Source organism: Jejuia sp. G7-7, assembly GCF_055808955.1.
In genome coordinates this window covers 1,074,718-1,096,997 of record NZ_JBVVSZ010000001.1, presented here as the reverse complement: position 1 = coordinate 1,096,997, position 22,280 = coordinate 1,074,718, and the positions used below count along the sequence as shown (strand labels likewise).

The 22,280-nt window shown below is 33.2% G+C and carries 19 protein-coding genes and 3 pseudogenes; 15 read left to right on the top strand and 7 right to left on the bottom strand.

The features are described 5' to 3' along the window. Positions 1–25: 25 nt before the first annotated feature. On the bottom strand, positions 26–622 hold the full coding sequence (locus AC0L5U_RS05330; protein WP_473415060.1) for a TetR/AcrR family transcriptional regulator: 597 nt from the start codon (positions 620–622) through the stop codon (positions 26–28). A 116-nt stretch (positions 623–738) separates the two neighbouring features. Continuing rightward, positions 739–3,342, bottom strand: coding sequence for an ATP-dependent chaperone ClpB (gene clpB / locus AC0L5U_RS05325; RefSeq protein WP_473415059.1), 2,604 nt, complete (start codon positions 3,340–3,342; stop codon positions 739–741). A gap of 336 nt (positions 3,343–3,678) precedes the next feature. Between clpB and ytxJ the strand changes: the two genes are divergently transcribed. The 4 genes and pseudogenes from ytxJ to AC0L5U_RS05305 all read left to right on the top strand — a co-directional run bounded on the left by ytxJ (position 3,679) and on the right by AC0L5U_RS05305 (position 7,293). After that, entirely contained in the window at positions 3,679–4,068 is a 390-nt protein-coding gene (gene ytxJ / locus AC0L5U_RS05320; protein WP_473415057.1) for a bacillithiol system redox-active protein YtxJ, read from the top strand. Positions 4,069–4,080: 12 nt separating this feature from the next. Beyond that, positions 4,081–4,488, top strand: a complete 408-nt coding sequence (locus AC0L5U_RS05315; RefSeq protein ID WP_473415056.1) for a gamma-glutamylcyclotransferase family protein — start codon at positions 4,081–4,083, stop codon at positions 4,486–4,488. Further along, positions 4,475–6,162 (top strand): annotated as a pseudogene (locus AC0L5U_RS05310) (RluA family pseudouridine synthase). The gene AC0L5U_RS05315 and the pseudogene AC0L5U_RS05310 overlap by 14 nt, the downstream one beginning before the upstream one ends. A 231-nt stretch (positions 6,163–6,393) precedes the next feature. Then, on the top strand, positions 6,394–7,293 hold the full coding sequence (locus AC0L5U_RS05305) for a 3-keto-disaccharide hydrolase (protein WP_473415055.1): 900 nt from the start codon (positions 6,394–6,396) through the stop codon (positions 7,291–7,293). A 98-nt stretch (positions 7,294–7,391) separates the two neighbouring features. Here the strand turns inward: AC0L5U_RS05305 and AC0L5U_RS05300 are convergent, their stop codons facing one another. After that, positions 7,392–7,931, bottom strand: a complete 540-nt coding sequence (locus AC0L5U_RS05300) for a VOC family protein (protein WP_473415053.1) — start codon at positions 7,929–7,931, stop codon at positions 7,392–7,394. 446 nt (positions 7,932–8,377) lie between these two features. Between AC0L5U_RS05300 and AC0L5U_RS05295 the strand changes: the two genes are divergently transcribed. From AC0L5U_RS05295 to AC0L5U_RS05275, 5 genes are all read left to right on the top strand, one after another. Further along, positions 8,378–9,634 (top strand): glycoside hydrolase family 117 protein, encoded by a 1,257-nt coding sequence (locus AC0L5U_RS05295; protein WP_473415052.1) that lies wholly within the window; start codon positions 8,378–8,380, stop codon positions 9,632–9,634. A gap of 208 nt (positions 9,635–9,842) precedes the next feature. Further along, positions 9,843–10,358: an RNA polymerase sigma factor gene (locus tag AC0L5U_RS05290; protein WP_473415051.1), complete on the top strand. Its 516-nt coding sequence runs from the start codon at positions 9,843–9,845 to the stop codon at positions 10,356–10,358. Further along, on the top strand, positions 10,339–10,764 hold the full coding sequence (locus AC0L5U_RS05285) for a hypothetical protein (protein ID WP_473415048.1): 426 nt from the start codon (positions 10,339–10,341) through the stop codon (positions 10,762–10,764). The genes AC0L5U_RS05290 and AC0L5U_RS05285 overlap by 20 nt, the downstream gene beginning before the upstream one ends. A gap of 44 nt (positions 10,765–10,808) precedes the next feature. Beyond that, positions 10,809–11,150 (top strand): hypothetical protein, encoded by a 342-nt coding sequence (locus tag AC0L5U_RS05280; protein ID WP_473415047.1) that lies wholly within the window; start codon positions 10,809–10,811, stop codon positions 11,148–11,150. 26 nt (positions 11,151–11,176) lie between these two features. Further along, positions 11,177–11,329, top strand: a complete 153-nt coding sequence (locus AC0L5U_RS05275) for a hypothetical protein (protein ID WP_473415045.1) — start codon at positions 11,177–11,179, stop codon at positions 11,327–11,329. A gap of 74 nt (positions 11,330–11,403) precedes the next feature. Here AC0L5U_RS05275 and AC0L5U_RS05270 read toward each other — a convergent pair whose 3' ends face one another. After that, positions 11,404–12,591: a hypothetical protein gene (locus tag AC0L5U_RS05270; protein WP_473415044.1), complete on the bottom strand. Its 1,188-nt coding sequence runs from the start codon at positions 12,589–12,591 to the stop codon at positions 11,404–11,406. Between the two features lie 681 nt (positions 12,592–13,272). Beyond that, positions 13,273–14,556, bottom strand: coding sequence for a fumarylacetoacetase (gene fahA / locus AC0L5U_RS05265; RefSeq protein ID WP_473415042.1), 1,284 nt, complete (start codon positions 14,554–14,556; stop codon positions 13,273–13,275). 192 nt (positions 14,557–14,748) lie between these two features. Here fahA and glyA point away from each other — a divergent pair. The 4 genes and pseudogenes from glyA to AC0L5U_RS05245 all read left to right on the top strand — a co-directional run bounded on the left by glyA (position 14,749) and on the right by AC0L5U_RS05245 (position 18,494). Further along, positions 14,749–16,019 (top strand): annotated as a pseudogene (gene glyA / locus AC0L5U_RS05260) (serine hydroxymethyltransferase). Between the two features lie 356 nt (positions 16,020–16,375). Further along, entirely contained in the window at positions 16,376–16,702 is a 327-nt protein-coding gene (locus AC0L5U_RS05255; RefSeq protein WP_473415041.1) for a hypothetical protein, read from the top strand. Between the two features lie 10 nt (positions 16,703–16,712). Beyond that, the gene (locus AC0L5U_RS05250) at positions 16,713–17,264 is read left to right on the top strand and encodes a hypothetical protein (protein ID WP_473415040.1); all 552 of its coding nucleotides are present in this window, start codon (positions 16,713–16,715) and stop codon (positions 17,262–17,264) included. 129 nt (positions 17,265–17,393) lie between these two features. Further along, the gene (locus AC0L5U_RS05245) at positions 17,394–18,494 is read left to right on the top strand and encodes a T9SS type A sorting domain-containing protein (RefSeq protein WP_473415039.1); all 1,101 of its coding nucleotides are present in this window, start codon (positions 17,394–17,396) and stop codon (positions 18,492–18,494) included. A gap of 63 nt (positions 18,495–18,557) precedes the next feature. Here the strand turns inward: AC0L5U_RS05245 and lysA are convergent, their stop codons facing one another. Next, complete coding sequence (gene lysA, locus AC0L5U_RS05240) at positions 18,558–19,793, bottom strand: diaminopimelate decarboxylase (RefSeq protein WP_473416172.1); 1,236 nt, start codon at positions 19,791–19,793, stop codon at positions 18,558–18,560. A gap of 201 nt (positions 19,794–19,994) precedes the next feature. Here lysA and sucC point away from each other — a divergent pair, with 201 nt between their 5' ends. After that, positions 19,995–21,185 (top strand): ADP-forming succinate--CoA ligase subunit beta, encoded by a 1,191-nt coding sequence (gene sucC, locus AC0L5U_RS05235; RefSeq protein ID WP_473415038.1) that lies wholly within the window; start codon positions 19,995–19,997, stop codon positions 21,183–21,185. 55 nt (positions 21,186–21,240) lie between these two features. Here the strand turns inward: sucC and AC0L5U_RS05230 are convergent. Then, positions 21,241–21,500, bottom strand: a pseudogene (locus AC0L5U_RS05230) (DUF1456 family protein); the annotation flags it as partial. Positions 21,501–21,863: 363 nt separating this feature from the next. Between AC0L5U_RS05230 and AC0L5U_RS05225 the strand changes: the two are divergent. Then, positions 21,864–22,277, top strand: coding sequence for a TerB family tellurite resistance protein (locus tag AC0L5U_RS05225; RefSeq protein ID WP_473415036.1), 414 nt, complete (start codon positions 21,864–21,866; stop codon positions 22,275–22,277). Positions 22,278–22,280 lie beyond the last annotated feature (3 nt).

The following is a 22,280-nucleotide window of genomic DNA, read 5'->3' as shown; positions in this document are numbered from 1 at the left end:
ATCGGTATATTTTATTGTAAATTTTTTACTTTTTTAGTTCGGTTCTAATCATTTGATTGATGTATTTCATGGCGTCTTTCATATAAAATTCATCATCCATCGTATAAGTCATAAAAATTGCTCCTTGAATAATGGTATCTATTCTTTTGGCATAACGCATTGAATTAATTTCAGATGAAATTTCACCTGCTTCTATACCGCTTTCTATAATTGTACATAAATTATCTTGAATGCGTTGAATAACATCACGGACTTTTCTTAATAATTCTGAATTACTATTATTAGCATCTACACCGATATTTAAAACGGGACAACCTCCCATTTTTTTGCTAAAAGGATAGTAATCTTTATAAAAATCTGTAATTAGATATAATTTTTGGATGGGTGAGTCGCTTTGTTCTAAATGATTAGCTATTGGTCTCATTAAGTAGTTTACCATAAATTTAAAACAGGCATAAGCTAAATCTTCTTTGTTTTTAAAGTTCCCATAAATGGCGCCTTTAGTAAGCCCTGTTGCCTTTGTGATATCTGCTATTGAAGTTGCTGCATACCCATTTTTGTTGAATATTGGAGCAGAAATTTCTATGATGTGTTGTGCTGTAAGTTCGGCTTTTGTTAACATATTAGGACAAATATATAAAAAATATACCAATCGGTATATTTTTTATAATAACAAAAAAGCAACGCTATCTTATAAAAGACTCACGTTGCTTCTCAACTAACCAACCAAACTAATTATTATATGTTTTCTACCAAGTCACTTTGATTTCTAAATACTAGCTTATCATCAAAAGCATCTAGTAGAATGATACTGTCTGTTGTTACTTTTCCTGCTAAAATTTCTTTACTCAATGCATTTAGCACTTCTTTTTGTATGACACGTTTTACAGGTCTAGCGCCGTATTCTGGGTTATAACCCTTTTCAGCTAGGTAATCTATAGCTTGCTGTGTAGCGTCAAAAGTAATACCTTGTTGAGCAATCATTTTAGTAACACTTTTTAATTGTAGGCCAACAATATCAACAATATTTTCTTTGCTTAATGGTGTAAACATTACTGTATCATCTATTCTGTTTAAAAACTCTGGTCTTACAGTTTGCTTCAACAACGCTAGTACGTCAACTTTTGCAGCTTCAATGGCGGAATCAATGTCTTTTGTGGCTTCAAAACGTTCTTGAATTATAGTGCTTCCCATATTGGAAGTCATAATTATGATTGTGTTTTTAAAATCTGCTACACGGCCTTTATTATCTGTTAAGTGTCCTTCATCTAGAACTTGTAACAAGATGTTAAACGTATCAGGGTGAGCTTTTTCAATTTCATCTAACAATACAACAGAATAAGGTTTACGTCTCACAGCTTCTGTTAATTGTCCGCCTTCATCATACCCCACATATCCTGGAGGAGCACCAACCAACCTGCTTACTGCATGGCGTTCTTGATATTCACTCATATCAATTCTAGTCATTGCGTTTTCATCATCAAACAAATATTCAGCTAAGGCTTTTGCTAATTCGGTTTTACCTACACCTGTAGTTCCTAAAAATAGAAATGTTCCAATAGGTTTTTGAGGGTTTTGTAAACCAGCTCGACTACGTCTTACGGCGTCACTAACAGCCTCAATAGCTTCTTCTTGACCAACTACGCGTTTGTGTAATTCGTCTTCAAGTTTTAATAATTTTTCGCGCTCACTTTGAATCATTTTAGTTACAGGGATACCTGTCCATTTTGCAACAATTTCTGCGATATCATCATAAATTACTTCTTCTTTTATTAAAGAGTTTTCAGATTGAGCTTGCAATTGCTTTTGAAATACCTCAAGTTGCTCTTGGGCTTCCTTGATTTTTCCATAACGTAATTCTGCAACTTTTCCGTAATCGCCTTCACGTTCGGATTTTTCAGCTTCTAGCTTGTAGTTTTCAATATCTTGTTTTGTATTTTGGATATTATCAACCACTTCTTTTTCACTTTTCCATTTGGCATTTAAATCGTTGCGTTGCTCTTTTAGATTTGCTAAATCAGAACGTAACGTTTTTAATTTCGCTTCATCTTTTTCACGTTTAATGGCTTCTATCTCTATTTCTAACTGCATGATTTTACGATCCAAAACATCCAATTCTTCTGGTTTTGAATTGATTTCCATACGCATTTTAGAAGCAGCTTCGTCCATCAAATCAATAGCTTTATCTGGTAAAAAACGGTTTGTAATGTAGCGTTGCGATAATTCTACTGCACCAATAATAGCATCATCTTTTATACGCACTTTATGGTGCGTTTCGTATTTTTCTTTGATACCTCTTAAGATTGAAATCGCACTTTCAGTATCAGGTTCATCAACCATTACTTTTTGGAAACGACGCTCTAAGGCTTTATCTTTTTCAAAGTATTTTTGATATTCATCTAGAGTGGTTGCGCCTATTGCTCGCAATTCGCCACGGGCAAGAGCAGGTTTTAGAATGTTTGCGGCATCCATAGCACCTTGCCCGCCACCGGCTCCAACAAGAGTGTGAATTTCATCTATAAATAACACGATGTCACCGTCACTAGTAGTAACTTCTTTGATAACGGCTTTTAAACGCTCTTCAAACTCTCCTTTATATTTTGCACCTGCAATTAGTGCACCCATATCTAAAGCGAAAATTTGTTTGTCTTTTAGGTTTTCTGGAATATCTCCATCGATAATCCTGTGTGCTAAACCTTCAGCAATAGCGGTTTTACCTGTTCCAGGTTCTCCAACTAAAATAGGATTGTTTTTAGTACGACGAGATAAGATTTGGAGTATACGACGTATTTCTTCATCTCGCCCAATAACAGGGTCTAGTTTACCGTCTTTAGCAAGTTGATTTAAATTTTTAGCGTATTTACTCAAAGAATTATAAGTTTCTTCTTGATTTTGAGAGGTTACATTTTCTCCCTTACGTAATTCGTCAATTGCAGCTTTAAGTCCTTTTTCGGTCACTCCTTGATCCTTAAGCATTTGCGCAATTTTGCTTTTCGATTTAAAAACAGCTAAAATTAAATGCTCAATGGACACAAAATCGTCCTTCATTTTTTTTGCGATGATAGATGCTTCATTTAAAGATTTTCCAGCTTCGCGAGAAAGCATTAAATCTGTGCCTGAAACTTTAGGAAAACTTTCTAATTGTTTATCAAGCGCTTGTTCTAATATCGAAACGTTTACATTCAATTTTTTTAATAGGAATGGTAATACGTTTTCATCAACTTCAAAAATGGCTTTAAATAGATGTTCATTTTCAATTTGTTGATGCCCGAAACCTTGAGCAACTTGTTGCGCTTGTTGTATGGCTTCTTGAGATTTTATGGTATAATTATTAAAATTCATTTTTATATAATTTGTATTCTTTTTACTTAACTTTACATCCTGTTTTAGTCAATTATCTTACCAATTTTAAAAGCACTCTTTTTCAAGACAAAATGTCGTGAATTTCTTTGAAATAAGTGACTTTTCGTCAGATGTAAGATTTTAAATTGATATGCGACTTAAGGTTTGAGTAAGCACATAATAGTGGCGCGTTAGGGATTGTAGAGTAAAGCCCACAACTCGATGTAGGAGGTGCGAGGACTTGAAACGTAAAGCCCGACCCTTTAGGATAACGTCCAAAATAAAACAATGTAAACGAGAATTTTACGTTTAAAATAGTAAAGAGTTAATAGTGATATGGGATTATTGAATAAGATATTTGGAGGAGATAAAGTAGTTAAAGAAGAAAAGGTAATTCCTTGGATACCTTTTAATGATTTGCAGCAAATTGATTATATTAAGAAAAAGTCGAGCATAAAACCACAAGTGATTTTTAAACATTCTACGCGTTGTGGAATTAGTAGCATGGTACAACGCCAGTTTATTAAGGACTATAATTTTAGTGAAAAAGAAATAGATTTATACTATTTGGATTTATTGAGTTATCGACAAATTTCTGATGAAGTAGGTTATGTTTTTCAATTAATACATGAATCTCCACAACTTTTGGTTATAAAAAATGGTGAATTGGTGGCACATGCTTCTCATGGGCAAATTAATCAAGTTGATTTGAATCGATTTATTTAGTCAATCTCCCTATTGAATTCTGATTACCTGTTTGTTTACGGCACCTTACAAAAAGATTTAGATAATGAAATGTCTCAATTTTTATCAAACAATTCTGAAATTATAGGTAGAGGTTCTATATTGGGAAAGTTATATGCTATTTCTTGGTTTCCAGGAGCTGTTTTAAGTGAAAATACTTCTGAACATATTTACGGTACTGTTTTTAAATTAAAAGATACTTTTAAAATATTTAAAACTTTAGATAATTATGAAGGTTGTGATATAAATCATCCTAAAACTAGTTTATTTTTTAGAGACATCACAACAGTTTTTTTGGAAAATGGAAATTCTGTAAATTCTTGGGTGTATCTTTACAACCAGAATTTAAAAGATAAAAAACGGATTTTATCTGGGGATTTTTTAAACGATGCGCACACCTAAGTTTACCGATACTTTTTTTCATACGCTTGATGTTCCTTTGGAGTTTGAGTTACCAAAACAATTCACTTTTCCTTTTTATTATGAACCACATGCATTAAGTCGTCTTGCTGCTAAAGATTTGCAACAGTATTTAGAAACGCAAACTGATTTTGATCATAATTTCGGATTAAATCAAAAACAAAAAGGCTTAGTAATAGGAAAGATGTTTGGCGTGATGGTAGTGCAAAATGTAAACAACGAATTAGGCTATTTAGCAGCGTTTTCAGGGAAATTAGCTGAGAATAATTACCATAACGGTTTTGTGCCTACAGTTTATGATACCTTAGATGAAAACGGATTTTACAAAAGAGGAGAAGCCGAATTAAACAGGTTAAATCGTGATATAGAACATTTAGAAGCAGCTCCAGAATTAAGAGTAGCAAAATCTAATTTAGATAAAACTCTTAAGCGTTATGATACTGAATTAAAAGATTTTAAAGCTGAGATTAAAGCGAAGAGAAAAGAGCGAAGGGCAAAACGTGAAACCGCTTTAAACGAATTATCTAAAACAGATTACGAGGTTTTAGATGAAGATTTAAAACAGCAGAGTATTTATTATCATTTCCGTTTGAAAGATTTAAAACAAGATTGGGATACTAAAATTAAAAGTGCTACTTCTGAATTAAACACTATAGTAAAACCTATTGCAAGTCTCAGAGAAAAACGGGCTGCACTATCTGCGTTTTTGCAAAAGCGTTTGCATGAGCAATATCGTTTCTTGAATGCGAAAGGCCAGATAAAAGATTTATTAGATATATTCAAAGATGCTCTAGTGCCACCGCCTGCCGGTTCAGGAGAGTGTGCCGCACCAAAGCTGTTTCAATATGCCTATGAGAATAATTTAAAGCCGATTGCTATGGCGGAGTTTTGGTGGGGAACATCGCCAAAATCAGAAGTGCGGAAACACAAACAGTTCTATCCATCATGCCGTAGCAAATGCGAACCTATTTTGGGGCATATGATGCAAGGTTTGAATGTTGCTGAAAACCCTATTCAGCATAGTATTGAATATAAGGCACCATTGGAGATTTTTTATGAAGATGAGTATTTACTTTTAGTAAACAAACCTCATGAGTTTTTATCGGTACCTGGGAAGCATATTCAAGAGTCGGTATTAAATAGAATGAAACGCTATTTGCCAAAAGCTAAAGGGCCTTTATTGGTGCATCGTTTGGATATGTCAACCTCAGGATTATTATTGGTAGCTAAAAACGAGAAAACACACAAAAATCTTCAAAAGCAATTCATAGCGCGTACTATAAAAAAAGGTATGTTGCTATATTGGATGGTAAACTTAAAACAAAAAAAGGTGTTATAGATTTGCCATTGCGAGTAGATTTGGATAATCGTCCGCAGCAATTGGTGTGCTATGAACATGGTAAACCTGCTCAAACAAAATACAAAGTGGTTGCTATTGAAAACAGCAACACACGTATTCACTTTTATCCTATTTCTGGGCGTACACATCAATTACGTGTTCATGCTGCACATGCTGATGGATTGAATATTCCAATTGTTGGCGATGATTTATATGGTACCAGAGGAGAACGATTACATTTACATGCTGAACTTTTAAAATTCATACACCCAGTAACACAAGAAGTTTTAGAATTTGTTTGTGAAGCGCCTTTTTAAGTTTCTAACATAAAATTTAATTTTTCAAGTAATACATCGTGATAGTAACTTAGCAAAAAAGCTAAAAATTAGAAGTAAAATTATACTGAACTAAAACTTAACAAACAATTTAAAGTCAAAAATTAGTATTTTATAAGTAATGAAATTTTGTAAAATTGCTATAGTAATGAAACAAATGTGAAAAAACTATCTAAGTAAAAAGTAAAATAATTAATAAAAATTTATCAGTAAATGAACTACAGTAAAATATCATTCTTCATTTTTTTAGTAATAACGTCTTGTTCTCAAGTTAAGACTGAAAAAACCTCTAATCTTGCAGAAAACTATAATTGGAAAAATTTGATTGATACGGACCTATCCAAATGGGATGTGTTTTTAAGCTATCAGCACCAAGTGGGTTATGATGGTTCGCAGCCAAAAGATGAAAATGGGGAGTTAATTCCACCTATCGGATTAAATAAACCAGGTTATGATGTTTTTACAACGTTTCAAGAAGGAACTGAAACCATTATAAAAAATACTGGTGAATATTATGGATGCTTGATTACCAAAGAAGAGTATAAAAACTATCACTTCCAATTAAAATACAAATGGGGAGATAAAACATGGGCTTATCGAAAAAATTTACTAAAAGATTCTGGTATTCTTTACCATTCCGTTGGCCCAATGGGTGTTGAGTATTGGAGATCGTGGATGCTGTCTCAAGAATTTCAAATTATGGAGGGGCATACAGGAGATTTTTGGAGTCAGAAAAATTCTGCTATAGATATCAGAGCTTATAAACCAGAGTCTGTGTTAGATCCTTTGGCACATGAGTCTCAGGAATTTTTACCTGTTGGAATGAATAGTCCGTACAGAAACTATTGTAGAAGAAAAGGTAATTATGAAAAACCACATGACGAATGGAATACTCTTGATTTATACTGTTACGAAGGTAAGAGTTTACATGTGGTAAACGGAGAAGTTGTTATGATTCTCAAAAACTCTAGATATATTGATGAAGAAGGTAATGGAGTGCCTTTAATAAAAGGGAAAATTCAATTGCAAAGTGAAGCTGCCGAAGTGTTTTTTAAAGACATAAGAATTAGAGAAATAGATTCACTAACTCAAAAACAAAAAGCACTTTTTTAGAGAAAACAAGCAGACAAAGTAACATTTAAGAATAAAAAAACTCTCAAGAATTTTCTTGGGAGTTTTTTAGTTTTACATCACATTAAAAATAAATATATTTAATCCCATGCCGAAAGCCCAATGATTTCGCCATTTGGTCCTACAAAAAATGTGTATTTGTCACGTTTGTAGTTCTCATTTTCTAATTCATAACCTTCTTCTTTCAACTTATCTCCAATAGGTCCAATATCACTTACCTTAAGCATAAAGTGGTTGTGGTTCGTGTTTCCAATAGGCCCAATGGTGTGTTGAAATTCTGGAGCAGTAACTGATAATCCAATGGTTAAATCATTTGCCTTTAATTTCATTACTAGCATACCTTCTAATCCTGGTCCATGAAGTACTTCTGCGTTGTCAAGCTTAAAACCAAGAATCTCACGGTATAGCTTAAGTGATTTTTCAAGTTGAAGCACATGTACACAAATGTATTTCAAGCCAATAACTTTTGCTTCTTCTTTGGTTTCTTTTTTCGCATCTGCCTTTTGGGCGTAACCAAAACTTGTACCTAAAAATAAAAATAAAGCAATGATGCAGTATCTGTAAATAGGGTTTAAACTAATGTTGTTTTTGTTGTTACTTGTACTAATGTTAATTTTCATAATGAATCTATTAAAAAAGGTGTTAATTATTCTTTGAATCTAAACTTATGAAAAAAATGTAAACAAAAAGTTGCTCTCAGAAATTATTGTAGTCAAATAAACGTTAATTTACTAGATAAAAACTAAACAAGCCATTTAAAGTGTTCATCTTCAATATTATATTAAATACGTTTTATTGTGAAAGCTCATAATTGTAAGACCTTTGTTATTAAAGTATTACAGTAATAAGGTTATAATCTGTTAAAAATTTGAGTTTTTTTCTACCAAATATTGAAACGTAAAACGCAATAAATAGCATTTTGAGCATTTTGGGTTTTTCGCTATTATCATTAGCTTTAATCCTTACGCTTTAAGATTTTGTTATCAAGATTTAAGGGTAACCTAATTTTTTTAAATTTTAGTTCGATAAATAATAGAGGTAAAGTATTATAACATTAAAATCCACCATGAAGAAAAAAATCAGTATTGTTTTAGCATTGGTAATAATGAATTTGTTTTCATGCCAGCAGTCAAACCAAGAAACCACTAAAGAATCAGACCAAGATACGAAAGCCTTTGAAAGTGCATCGTATAAACGTTTTCGTGAGGGTAAGATTCGCTATGAAAAGTTTAATGAGTTTCATACCGATTTTAAATATGTAAAACTTGAAGGCTTTGATTTTGCAGGCGGTGTGGAACGGTATTATCCGTCAAGTGTTATAAAAGTAGAAGATACATACTATATGTGGTATTCCAAACCACAAGTTGGTACAGCAGTAGTAGGGCCAAATAAGGCGAATGATAACACAAGAGCATTCCATTGGGATATTTGCGATGTATATTATGCCACTTCTGCCGATGGTATTACATGGGAAGAACAAGGTGTAGCAATCCAACGTGGTGCAAAAGGACGTTTTGATCATCGTAGCGCATTTAATCCAGATATATTGGTTGCAAATGGCAAGTATTATTTGGCATATCAAGCGGCAGCAAGTTTAAAAGATGCACGTTGGGCGAAAACATTTGCAACGGCAGGAGATTTTGCACCAAACGTTATTGGTATGGCAGTAGCCGATTCTCCTAATGGGCCATGGAAGGGATTAGATGCCCCTATTTTAACACCAGGTTCGCAAGATGCTTGGGATGGAGAAGTGATACACGAACCTACATTTTTTGTTAAAGGCGGTAAATATTTTTTATACTACAAAAGCCAAGGTCGTTTGCCATGGACACCAAATATCACTCCAGGAGAATTTAATAAAGAACATGCTGATATGCCATTAGCTACAGGAGTTGCCATTGCCGATAATCCTGAAGGCCCATATATTAAATCAAAATACAACCCAGTATTAATGGGAGGTCATGGGAGTATGGTTTGGCCATACCGAAATGGTGTATGTGCTACATTGCCTGAAGGCCCGGAGCGTAATAGTATTCTATTCTCTGAGGATGGTATAAATTTTCATCCTGTAATTCAAGGCTTGAGTTTACCTTGGGGTGGTGGTGTATATCGCTCAGGAAATTACACCGATGTTGATGAGCAACCAGGGCAAGGTATCACTTGGGGCGTTGGCCATAAAGTATATCCGTATTACCATTTTGTACGTTTTGATTGTAATTTATCTTTAGAGCATGGTAATACTGTAAATAAAGCACATCAAATCATTCAAGATTATAGGAATAGCGAAGGCTATGAGTATAACCCGAGTTTAGATGGTAAATAATACATAGATTGAAAAAGATAGTTTGCCAATGACATTATGTTAAATGCTTTTTTGAAAACTCTCAATACACTTGGGAGTTTTTTTTATGATTATTTTGATGCTAAAAACTTTGATATACTTAAGATTATTGATCCACTTTTACTTATTTCAAAAATAAAATCAAAAAATGCTGTTATGAATACATCTATTTTAACGTTATTAAAATAGAATGAACAAGAACGATTTTAAACTTAAAGTGTTTTCGTTATCCGAACGGTTATTTCCAATGGTGGCTCGTATGTTAGGGAGTAATGCCAATGCAGAAGATGCCATTCAAGATATCATGGTAAAGCTTTGGAGCAAACGTAAACAGCTTGAGCAGCATCCTAATGTCACAGGTTTTGTATTCTTAACCGCTCGTAATTATTGTATTGATGTGTTGCGTAAAAAGATGAATATGGTAGATGATGCCACACCTTACCTTCAAGTTTTAAAATCAGGAAACGCGCATAAAGATATAGCTTATAATGAGTTAAGTGTTATTGTAGAAGATATCCTTAAAACACTTCCAGAGCAGCAGCAAGACGTATTTATGATGCGAGATATAGATGGTTATGAGTTTTCAGAAATAGCCGCAGCACTAGAAATTAAAGTAGAACATGCAAGAGTTTTATTGTCGCGAGCAAGAAAACAAATAAGCGAAGCATTAGAAAAAACATACAGCTATGAAAAAGGAGCATATTAAAACCCTGATTGAAAAGTACGAAGCTGGTACGAGTACTTTAGAAGAAGAGCAATTTCTGTTTGAAACTGCCGATACTTCAGCACCTAAATTAAAAGCTTTGGCAGCTTTTGTAAAAAACCATAAAAAGCGAGCACCAGAAGGTTTCAATGCTAAGCTTTGGGATGATTTTGAAAATAAAAATTTCAAAAGCCCAAGGTTTAAAATTGGCATGATAGCCGCTGCAGCATCAGTTTTGTTATTAATTACGATAACTATAAATAGTTTTCAGCCAAAAGAGTTAAGCTATGCAGAGAAAAAGGCGTTGCTTGACGAAGCTCTGAGTATGTTCCCGGAAACAGAACAGGTACAAACCTCACAAAACATTATTTACGAAGATGATTTGGTAATTGTATATACCAAGCCTTAAAACATTTAAATCAAAATAATACGAACAGTTAAATATTTAAAAAGATGAAAAACATAGTACTAGTAATTTTTGCATTATGCTTATCCGTTTCTATGGTGCAAGCACAAGATAAAGAGAAAGATAAAAACAAAGCCAAAGACAAAGAAAAAGTTATAGTAGGAGCACCAAATTTGGATAAACTATTTGTAAAGTTAAAAGAAGATGCAAAACCACATATTTATGTAGATGAAAAGAAATTTGATTTTCCAGTAGAGTTGATAGATCAAAGTAAAATTGAATCTGTGTTTGTTATTAAAGATGCTAAGAAATTAGAAAAATACAATTCCCCAAATGGTGTTGTACTTATTACTACAAAAATTAAAAAAAGTCAGTTGAACCTACATTAAGAATCAAAGGAGGGGACAACGAGCCTATGATAATTATTGATGGGAAAGTAACTAAGAAAGCACAACTTGATAAGATGGATCCTAATAACATTGAGAGTATTAATGTTTTTAAAGGCGAGCAGGCCATAAAAAAATATAATGCGCCCAATGGTGTAGTTGTAATTACAACTAAAAAATAGCTTTCTGCTATTCAGTTAAGTTTTACAATATGTAGCGAAAAAAACTCCCAAATCACTTTGGGAGTTTTTACGTTTTAATATCTTGTTGTTACAGAATAGGAATTTATAATATCCTTTAGTCGGAGTTTTAAATCTTCGCCAGTATCAAAAACCATTTGTTCATTAGTTGGGAAGGGGAGACGTCTGTTATTTAACAATTGTCTGTCTTCACTAGTTAAGGCACGTTTGTCGCCTCTGTATCTTGCAAAAATATGCTCGAATACAAAACCACTATCAATGGTAAAGGTGTCTAAGGTTTGACGGGTATCGTTATCTAAATACACCACATCTCCAACTACTTGCGCAGATTTGGTTTGTATGGTTTCAAATAAGCGCCCGCTTACCTTAATAAACTTTTCGTGTTTAATATCGTTTCCTAAACTGTCTTTTACAACGTTGCCTTTACGGTCTTTTTCGTATTCCCAACCATCTGCTACTTCACGTTCTCTTAAAAACTCACGTTCGTTAATACGCTCTGGCGAAATGTTTATTTGTCTTAAATTTAATTGCATTGCAAAATCGTACTTACGGTTTGCTTGCTTATTGGCGTGGTATTCGCTCCAAAATTTATTTAAGCCATAGGTATCAAAGTTTAGTAACTCTTCTTCCAAACGCACAGGAATTACTTGCTCTGTGGTATTGTTTATAGATACTAGAACGTAATCTTTTCCACGTTCATGAGCTTCTGTTAACAATTCGTTAGTGTTCTCGTAATTTGGGCTAATATCATTCAAATATGATAACTCATTGTAGGCTTCACGTATTAAACGCTTGTCATCACTTTCTAAGAGATCGATACTTTTTTCGTATAAATAATCGGCCAACTTATTTCTAGATACTAAAATATCATTGCTGTAATTGTTAAAATCAAACGCAATATTTTTACCATTTACGTTTAAAGGTAAAATAGGTTTTATAGCTTCTTGTCGAGCATCTAAATCTGAATACATTTCAAAAATTCTTTTGAATGTTTCTGGATTGTTATCCTTTTTTAAATGAGAAAGGGTATTTAAATCGCGCTCTACAACTTTGTAATAGGCGTCTTTTAACATAATTGCATAATCATAATTACGCTTTTTGTTCTTGTTCTTTCTAAGTTTGTTTAAAGCAGTTGTAATCGCTTGGTCGTAATTCCCAGAATTTACTGCTGTTGCAACTTGTTTTCTTGTACTACATGATAGTAGTATTGAAACTAATAGTGTAAAAAGTAATGCTTTTTTCATGGGTCTATTGTTTTGGTTATTTGAGGTAGTTTTCAATAGTTGTGCCAAAATAGTAAATATTGGATTAACGGACTAATAAATACGATGAAATACGATATTTTTGTTAAAAAAGTAGGTTGTTTATTACTTTTTAGCTTTTAATATGATTTCTTGTTTGTTTTGCTTTGATGTTTGATGCTTTTTATATTGTTCATTTTTTTTTGATAAAAAACGAACCAAAAAATCAAGATCAAGCCGAGGAATTTTTCATGCCCAAAAAAAGGAATGAAAACCGATTTGAAAACTCCGCGTCGAACTGCGTTCTCCTGTTCTCGGAGCTTTTCTGCATCTATTCTGCGTCTTGACGTTCAATTCTTCGAATTGATTCGGGTGTTGATTTTCTACTATTTTATTGTTTTTATTTAAAGCTTTTTCAATTTCCTAAACACCTAAACACCTAAACACCTAAACACCTAAACACCTAAACACCTAAACACCTAAACACCTAAACACCTAAACACCTAAACACCTAAACATTTAAAGGATAGTGATGACTTATGAATAGATACTTACTTTTCAGAACCTCCTAGCGTTAGGGATTGCAGAGGAAAGCCCACAGCGCGACGAAGGAGGTGCGAGGACTTGCAACGGAAAGCCCGACCCCTTGTGGGTAACGCCCAAAAAAACTAAAAAACATCTAAATTATTTCTTGCTGTAAACTGGCAATAACTTCGTGGAAACTTCTCCAAAACCGATGCGTGTGCCGTCTTTTTCACAGTAACCTCTCATGATGACCGTATCGTTATCGTTAATGAATTTACGTTCGGTGCCATTGTTCATTTTTAAAGGTTTTTCGCCTTTCCAAGTGAGTTCTAGCATGGAGCCATAACTGTCTTCTGCTGGGCCTGAAATGGTACCACTACCCATCATATCGCCCGAATTTACTGGGCATCCGTTTACGGTATGATGTGCCAATTGTTGCACCATATTCCAGTACATGTGTTTGAAGTTGGACTTGCTTACCACAGTTTCTTTTGCGCCTTTTGGCTGAATGGAAACTTCCAAATTAATATCGTAACTTTTTTTGCCTTTATATTGTAAGTAAGGCAATTGCTTTTTCTGTGGTTTTGGACCTTGAACACGGAAAGGCTCAAGCGCATCTAGTGTGATAATCCATGGAGAAATAGACGATGCGAAATTTTTTGCTAAAAATGGGCCGAGTGGCACATATTCCCATTTTTGAATGTCGCGCGCACTCCAATCGTTTAATAATACAAGTCCGAAAATGTATTCTTCGGCTTCTTCGATAGGAATGGGCTCTCCTAAATCATTGGCATCGGTAGTAATAAATGCCATTTCTAATTCGAAATCTACCAATTTACTGGGACCAAAAATTGGTGTTTTTGCATCGCCAGGTAGTGTTTGTCCTTGTGGACGATGCACCGGGATTCCTGAAGGAATTATGGAAGAGCTTCTACCGTGATAGCCCACAGGGATGTGCAGCCAGTTTGGCAAAAGCGCATTTTCTGGGTCTCTAAACATGCTGCCTACATTTGTGGCGTGTTCTATACTGGAATAAAAATCAGTATAATCGCCAATTTGAACTGGCAATTGCATTTCTATTTCATCTAAACGGAACAAAACCGTCTCCTTATCTTTTTTGTTGTTTTTTAAGGTAGCGTTTTCGGCATCAAAAATTTCTGCAATGCGGTTTCTTACAAGACGCCATGTTTTACGGCCGTCTGCAATAAAATCATTCAAAGTATCTTGAAGAAAAATATCATCGGTTAACGGGATACCTTCAAAGTACCCTAATTGGTGTAAAGCGCCTAGGTCTATAGCTGTATCGCCAATACGAGTGCCAATGGTTATAATATCATCGCGTGTTAAAAACACGCCAAAAGGAATATTTTGAATTGGGAAATCGGAGTTTTTATCGACGTGTAACCACGACGTTCTATCTGGGTTGTTTGCTGATAAGGGCATAAGTAAGGTTTTATATTACTACTCAAACCTACATAATTTTTTCATTTTTATAGAAAAAAATCAATAAAATATAGGTTTCGTTACAAGGTTAATAAATCGGTGTATAACTTGCTTAGTAAATATATGTATTTTGATGTTTTTAAGTGTTGTATTTGTTATTTTTGCGCAATTATTTAACGACAATTTATTTTTATGCAACGCGACGAACAAATTTTTGAATTAATACAAGCTGAAGAACAGCGCCAATTACATGGTATAGAACTTATAGCATCAGAGAATTTTGTAAGTGACCAAGTGATGGAAGCTGGAGGATCTGTTTTAACCAATAAATATGCTGAGGGTTACCCAGGAAAGCGTTATTACGGAGGCTGTGAAGTGGTTGATGAAGTAGAGCAAATCGCTATAGATCGTGCAAAAGCCTTGTTTAATGCAGAGTATGTAAATGTACAGCCACACTCAGGAAGTCAAGCAAATACAGCGGTTTATCATGCGTGTATAAAACTTGGAGATACTATTTTAGGTTTCGATTTGTCTCACGGAGGGCATTTAACACATGGGTCGCCAGTAAACTTTTCTGGTAGATTGTACAACCCAGTTTTTATGGTGTTGAAAAAGAAACAGGTGTTTTAAACTACGATAAAATTCAAGAGATAGCTACTAAAGAGCAACCAAAATTAATTATTGCTGGAGCGTCTGCATACTCAAGAGATATAGATTTTAAGCGTTTTAGAGTAATTGCAGATAGCGTTGGTGCTATTTTATTGGCAGATATTTCGCATCCTGCGGGATTAATTGCAAAAGGTATTTTAAATGACCCACTACCTCATTGTCACGTTGTAACTACAACAACTCATAAAACCTTAAGAGGCCCAAGAGGTGGGATGATTATGATGGGTAAAGATTTTGAAAACCCATTTGGGATCACACTAAAAAGTGGAAAACTTAGAAAAATGTCATCTTTGTTAGATTCAGCGGTTTTCCCGGGGAATCAAGGAGGTCCATTAGAGCATATTATCGCAGCAAAAGCAATTGCCTTTGGAGAAGCGTTAACTGATAATTTCTTGAATTACCAATTACAAGTAAAGAAAAATGCAGCAACCATGGCAGATGCATTGGTAGCAAAAGGTTACAATATTATCTCTGGAGGTACTGATAATCACATGATGTTAATAGACCTCAGAAACAAAAACGTTTCTGGTAAAGATGCAGAACAAGCGTTGGTAAAAGCCGATATTACTGCAAATAAAAACATGGTGCCGTTCGATGATAAATCGCCGTTTGTAACCTCTGGAATCCGTTTAGGTACTGCAGCAATAACTACACGTGGCTGTAAAGAAGACGATATGCTTACCATAGTAGAGCTTATTGACGAAGTGGTTACCAATTTTGATAACGAAACAGTTTTAGAGTCAGTTAAAGAAAGAGTGAATGCCATGATGAAGGATAAACCTTTATTTGTGTAACCTCATCCTAAATGCATAAATTAAAATCCTGCCTTGTGCGGGATTTTTTTGTTTCGAGTGTAACGTGAAAGCGTTATGCATCTTGGAGTTGGGCGTTACCCAAACGGGTCAGGCTATCCGCTATATCTTTCTGCGAAGCAGTCTCATAATAGCTTCGTGATATCTCCAACCTAAAAACATATTACTAAACTTGAAAATTCTGACACCTAAAGCTTCGTACAAAGGATGCCGCTTCTATCCTTAACGCGAATCCGTCTATTTAAAAAAAGAGAAGTCAGAATTATCAAATTTTAAGATTCCTTTTACACGCTAAAATTTACATAAACCTTATATTTAGAAAACCAAAAATTAATGTCATGACGTGGGAAAAACAACTAAAACGATATGATGCACTTGTAGAGATGTGTCCAAGATTTGAGATAAAGGGGAAATCCATGATTTACACCTCTGCTAATGGCTATATGTTTTCACTATTAAATAAAGCTGGAGAAATTGGGATTCGGTTTTCAAAAGAAGTACAAGAAAAATATATCGAAGTATTCCCTTCATCATTATACAAATCTTACGGGGCGACCATGAAAGGTTATGTATTAATTCCAGACGATATATTAAAAGACTCAGAAACTATGATAAACCTCTTTAACGAAAGTTATGATTATGTGATGAGTTTACCACCAAAATAAATTATCAAAAATGAAAAAACTAATTGTACTGTTTACCTTATTCTTATCAACTTTTATCATGGCGCAAAACACAGAAAAATTGCCATATTACGAAATACCAAAAGCATCAGAAACTTATACGACAGGAGCCGTAGCCTCAAGAATGGTAGATGGATTAGGGTTTAGATATTATTGGGCAACTGAAGGTTTAAGACCTGAAGATTTAGAATATAAACCAAGCGAATCTGGAAGAACATCTGCTGAAACAATAGACCATTTATACGGGTTATCTAATTTTATTTTAACTTCAATGACGAACGAAAAGGCTTTAGAATTAAAACATGCAGATTTTGAATCAAAAAGAAAACAAACGCTTTTAAATTTTGAAAAAGCATCCAATATTTTAAAATCTACCAAAGATTTGTCAACTTTTGATAACGATAAATTTCCATTTTGGAATATCATTAACGGACCAATTGCAGATGCTTTATGGCATTGTGGACAAGTGGTAATGCTACGTCGTGCTTCTGGAAATCCTTTTAATTCAAAAGTTAGTGTGTTTAGTGGGACTTTAAAAAAATAATCAATGCATATTTGATTTGTAAATTAATTAAGAGTCAAATGTTACTTCAACTATTATTTTAGCTTTTCATATGTTAAAGTTCTAATAATTAAGCAAGAATGATATTTTTGTTTTTCTAACTATTTAATTATGAAAACAACTTTATCATTACTATCTATATTTCTTATTACGGTAATAGGTTACTCTCAGACAGATATTCAAAATTTTGAAAGTACTGATGGATCGAAATTTTTAATTGTAACCTCCTCAAATGTTGTTCATGCTGTTGGAGGAGGAAATCAAACATGGACTTTTAACGATTTAGTAAAAGATGGTACATCTGTAGACGTACAAAGAGCACCTGTTGCACCAGAACCTACTAATTATTTTGGAACAACTGATGTTGTAGTTTCTACCGCTAATTTAACTTCAGAAAATAAAATGTTGTTAAAAAAAGTTACTGTTGGGGTTGCACCTAATGAAACACAAGATGTTTCATTTACAGGTCTTTTAATAGAAGGTTTAGATTTACGATACAGCCTCGATAATGCTTTTATAGGTAATTTCCCAATGAGTTTTAGCAATCCAGCAGGAACTCCAGATATTGTTGATGGGGATTTTGTATTTGATAATGGGGCTATTACAGTAGCTGGGATTATTGATAATGATACCTCAAAACCTGAAATTAGTTCACCTAGTACAATATTGGTTAATGTTGATGCACATGGGACTTTAATTTTAAATAACGCTTGTGCCTCTGGTGATGATTGCGATAGCTCTTTTAACGGTGCGGTAACTAGACTCAAAGTTGAGCAAAGTTTGAATTTGTTTGTTGCTGCTTTTAATCTTTATGGAACAGCAACTCAAACTTCTTACTATTACTATGATGATAACAATGGAGATTTGGTATTTAGAACTTCTCGAATTATAATTACTTCAGCTTTATTAAATGAAGATGTAACTATAATGGAATCTTTAACACAAAGCACTTTAAATAACGATGAGTTTCAATTAACAGATGCCTCGTTGACTATATCTGAAAACCCAGTTAAAGATGTTTTAAAACTTAGTTTAGGTAATGACGATGCTAAAATTAATGCGATTACCATTTCTGATATTACAGGAAGACAGGTTTTAAATAAAAAGACAAATGCAACCGCATTGAGCGTAGCAGAGCTTACTTCTGGAATTTATATTGCTACAATAACAACAGATATTGGCTTTGCCTCCAAAAAATTTGTTAAACAATAAGAGATCGTTTTTAAATTATAAGAATAAAAAAAAGCGTTTCATGAATGAAACGCTTTTCTTGTTTTATGCGGTAGTCACTTTTTCTTTTTTAACTGAAAAATCAACTTCAATTTGATTGTGAATAATATCATCAAATGTTTCACGCTTTCTTATTAAATGGGCTTTGTTTTTATACCAAAGTACTTCTGCAGGTCTAAATCTTGAGTTATAGTTACTCGCCATAGAGAAACAATAAGCACCAGCGTTTTTAAATCTTAAAATATCGCCTTCGTTTATTTCATTAATACGTCTGTTATTTCCAAATGTATCTGTTTCACAAATATAGCCTACAACAGAATAAAAACGTTCACGACCCTTTGGATTTGAAATATTATCAATATCATGATGAGAACCATAAAACATTGGGCGAATTAAATGGTTAAAACCAGAATCTATTTGAGCAAAAACTGTTGAAGTAGTTTGCTTTACAGCATTTACTTGTGCTAAAAAATGACCAGATTCACTTACTAAAAACTTTCCTGGTTCAAAAGCAAGTGTTAGATCTTTTCCATACTCTTTACAAAACGCATTAAATTTAGCGGAAAGCTTTTTACCTAATTCTTCAATATTAGTTTCAATGTCTCCAACTTTATAAGGCACTTTAAATCCAGATCCAAAATCTATAAATTCAAGATTTTTAAATTGTTTAGCCGTATCAAATAAAATTTCACTAGCATATAAAAATACATCGATATCTAAAATATCACTACCAGTATGCATATGTATACCATTAATATTCATTTTTGTGTTTTCAACAATACGCAGTAAATGTGGTATTTGATGAATAGAAATTCCAAATTTAGAATCTATATGTCCGACAGAAATATTAGCATTTCCACCAGCCATTACATGAGGATTTATTCTAATACAAACAGGTGTGTTTGGATGCTTAGTACCGAATTGTTCTAAAATAGATAAATTGTCTATATTAATTTTAACCCCTAGTTTGGCAGCTTTTTCAATTTCATCAAGCGATACACCATTTGGCGTATATATAATTTGCTCTGGTAAAAAACCAGCGGCTAAACCTAATTTTACTTCTTGAATAGAAACAGTATCTATACCAGAACCTAATTGTTTAAATAGTTTTAATATGGATATATTAGATAATGCTTTAACAGCATAATTAAGCTTTAATTTTTTTACAGATTTGAAAGCATTGGTAAGTCTGTTATATTGAAATTCAATTTTCTCTGCATCATAAACGTATACAGGGCTTCTAAATTCTTGGGCAATTTTTAATAATTGTGCGTTTTCCATCGGCTTTTTAATAATTTCGGACAAAGATATTTTTTTACTTATAAAAACAAACAAATAACTCAAATTTAAACAAATTAAACATTGTGTTAATTATTTAACAAAAAAATAGCTCGAATAAATTATAATCAATACTACGTTAAATATTAGCTTAATTAAGAGTGATTATTTACATTTGTTCTTCTTAAAAAGATATAGCAGACTATGAATTTACACGAATATCAAGGTAAAGAAATATTGAGCAGTTTTGGTGTGCGCATTCAGCGTGGTATTGTAGCACAAAATGCTAATGAAGCAGTTGCGGCTGCAAAACAATTAACTTCAGAAACTGGCACAAGCTGGCATGTAATAAAAGCTCAGGTTCACGCAGGTGGACGTGGAAAAGGTGGTGGTGTTAAGCTTGCTAAAAACTTAAAAGAAGTTGAAGAGATTGCAGGACAAATTATAGGTATGAATTTGATAACACCTCAAACTTCCGCTGAAGGTAAGAAAGTGCATCAAGTCTTAGTTGCTGAAGATGTTTATTATCCTGGAGAAACTGAAACTAATGAGTTTTATATGTCTGTTTTATTAAACAGAGGTACTGGTAAAAATATGATTATGTATTCTACTGAGGGTGGAATGGATATCGAAACTGTTGCTGAAGAAACACCTCATTTAATTTTCCATGAAGAAATTGATCCAACTGTTGGTTTAATGCCATTTCAAGCTAGAAGAGTTGCGTTTAACTTAGGATTGTCTGGTCTTGCTTTTAAAGAGATGACAAAATTTGTTACAGCTTTGTATACAGCTTATGTAAAATCTGATTCTTCATTATTTGAAATTAATCCTGTGTTAAAGACAAGTGATAATAAAATAATGGCTGTTGATGCAAAAGTTACTATTGATGATAATGCATTATACAGACATAAAGATTATGTAGATTTAAGAGATTTACGTGAAGAGAACCCTATAGAGGTTGAGGCAAATGAAGTTGGTTTAAACTATGTAGATTTGGAAGGTAATGTAGGTTGTATGGTAAACGGAGCAGGTTTAGCTATGGCGACAATGGATTTAATTAAACAAGCTGGAGGAGAGCCAGCAAACTTTTTAGATGTTGGTGGTACTGCTGATGCTGCTAGAGTAGAAGCTGCTTTTAAAATAATATTAAAAGATCCAGCTGTTAAAGCGATATTGATCAATATTTTTGGAGGTATTGTACGTTGTGACAGAGTTGCTCAGGGTGTTATTGACGCATACAAAAACATGGGTAATATTAGCGTTCCTATAATTGTTAGATTACAAGGAACTAATGCTGACATAGCAAAAGAATTAATAGATAACTCTGGATTGGATGTATTAAGTGCAACGCAATTCCAAGAAGCTGCTGATAAAGTACAAGCTGTCTTAAGTTAAAAAAGAATTATATAAATATTAAAGAGCAATACATTAATTATGTGTTGCTCTTTTTTTGTGATCTATGTGCTCCCTTTGGAGTAGATTTTTGTTTTGGAGGCATTGGTCCTCTTAAATGAATCACTAAACCGTTCAAGAAATTTCTTAGAATTTGATCGCCACACTCCATATATTTTGGGTGGTCTTCACGTCTAAAAAAGCACCTAATTCACTTTTAGAGATTCTAAAATCTACAAGCGCTAATATTTTTACAATATCATCGTCACGTAATTTTAATGCAACTCGTAATTTCTTTAGAACATCATTATTGGTCATATATTTTGGTTTAATGTAATTTATAGCTGCATTTCATCGATTTTGAAAATTGATAGATGCATATCTAACGTTTTTATAATTTTTGTAAATATACCGCAAAAATTCTTACTCTAAATGTGTTTTTATGTAGAATTAATATGTTTAAACATCTATTAATCAGTAATTTAAATTGTTTTTTTGTGATTAAAATTAAATATCGATGAAATGTTGACATGCATTTTTTTAGATTAAAAAAAGAATTGATGAAGTTGATAAAATAGCCGATTAAAAACAGCCTCTTTTTCGATAAGAGACATTATATCTACGATTATTAAAAACCCTTTCTATGTAAATTTATATCATAATAAAAAAGAACCCTAAGGAATGATTAATAGAGTAGAAAAATTAAGTCTTTTATCTGAAATGATTGCCTTTGCGCAATACGAAAAGGATATTAAGAAAATAGAATATAACTTTTTGTTAGGTGTTGCCAAACAATTAGATATTTCTCGTGAAGATTTTGAGTATTTAATTAAACATCCAATAAATTATACACATTTAAAATCTCATAGTGAACGTATTGTTCAGTTTCATAGACTTGTTTTATTAATGAACATTGAACAAGAACATGAGAATAACAATACTTCTGCTGGTGTTATAAAACTCTATAATTTTGGATTAAGAATGGGATTAAGTCACGAATCTATCTCAAAAGTGTTGTACCTTATGGAAAGTTTTCCAAATAAAATTGTCCCTCCGGATGTTTTAATAGATATATTTAAAACACAATACAACTAATTA

Excerpts from the sequence above, each read along its gene's own strand:
- AC0L5U_RS05295 (WP_473415052.1), top strand. The coding sequence starts at position 8,378 with ATGAAGAAAAAAATCAGTATTGTTTTAGCATTGGTAATAATGAATTTG.
- AC0L5U_RS05245 (WP_473415039.1), top strand. The coding sequence starts at position 17,394 with ATGAAAACAACTTTATCATTACTATCTATATTTCTTATTACGGTAATA.
- fahA (WP_473415042.1), bottom strand. The coding sequence starts at position 14,556 with ATGCCCTTATCAGCAAACAACCCAGATAGAACGTCGTGGTTACACGTC.
- AC0L5U_RS05225 (WP_473415036.1), top strand. The coding sequence starts at position 21,864 with ATGATTAATAGAGTAGAAAAATTAAGTCTTTTATCTGAAATGATTGCC.
- AC0L5U_RS05305 (WP_473415055.1), top strand. The coding sequence starts at position 6,394 with ATGAACTACAGTAAAATATCATTCTTCATTTTTTTAGTAATAACGTCT.
- AC0L5U_RS05330 (WP_473415060.1), bottom strand. The coding sequence starts at position 622 with ATGTTAACAAAAGCCGAACTTACAGCACAACACATCATAGAAATTTCT.
- lysA (WP_473416172.1), bottom strand. The coding sequence starts at position 19,793 with ATGGAAAACGCACAATTATTAAAAATTGCCCAAGAATTTAGAAGCCCT.
- clpB (WP_473415059.1), bottom strand. The coding sequence starts at position 3,342 with ATGAATTTTAATAATTATACCATAAAATCTCAAGAAGCCATACAACAA.
- AC0L5U_RS05255 (WP_473415041.1), top strand. The coding sequence starts at position 16,376 with ATGACGTGGGAAAAACAACTAAAACGATATGATGCACTTGTAGAGATG.
- sucC (WP_473415038.1), top strand. The coding sequence starts at position 19,995 with ATGAATTTACACGAATATCAAGGTAAAGAAATATTGAGCAGTTTTGGT.
- AC0L5U_RS05275 (WP_473415045.1), top strand. The coding sequence starts at position 11,177 with ATGATAATTATTGATGGGAAAGTAACTAAGAAAGCACAACTTGATAAG.
- AC0L5U_RS05280 (WP_473415047.1), top strand. The coding sequence starts at position 10,809 with ATGAAAAACATAGTACTAGTAATTTTTGCATTATGCTTATCCGTTTCT.
- ytxJ (WP_473415057.1), top strand. The coding sequence starts at position 3,679 with ATGGGATTATTGAATAAGATATTTGGAGGAGATAAAGTAGTTAAAGAA.
- AC0L5U_RS05270 (WP_473415044.1), bottom strand. The coding sequence starts at position 12,591 with ATGAAAAAAGCATTACTTTTTACACTATTAGTTTCAATACTACTATCA.
- AC0L5U_RS05285 (WP_473415048.1), top strand. The coding sequence starts at position 10,339 with ATGAAAAAGGAGCATATTAAAACCCTGATTGAAAAGTACGAAGCTGGT.
- AC0L5U_RS05290 (WP_473415051.1), top strand. The coding sequence starts at position 9,843 with ATGAACAAGAACGATTTTAAACTTAAAGTGTTTTCGTTATCCGAACGG.
- AC0L5U_RS05300 (WP_473415053.1), bottom strand. The coding sequence starts at position 7,931 with ATGAAAATTAACATTAGTACAAGTAACAACAAAAACAACATTAGTTTA.
- AC0L5U_RS05250 (WP_473415040.1), top strand. The coding sequence starts at position 16,713 with ATGAAAAAACTAATTGTACTGTTTACCTTATTCTTATCAACTTTTATC.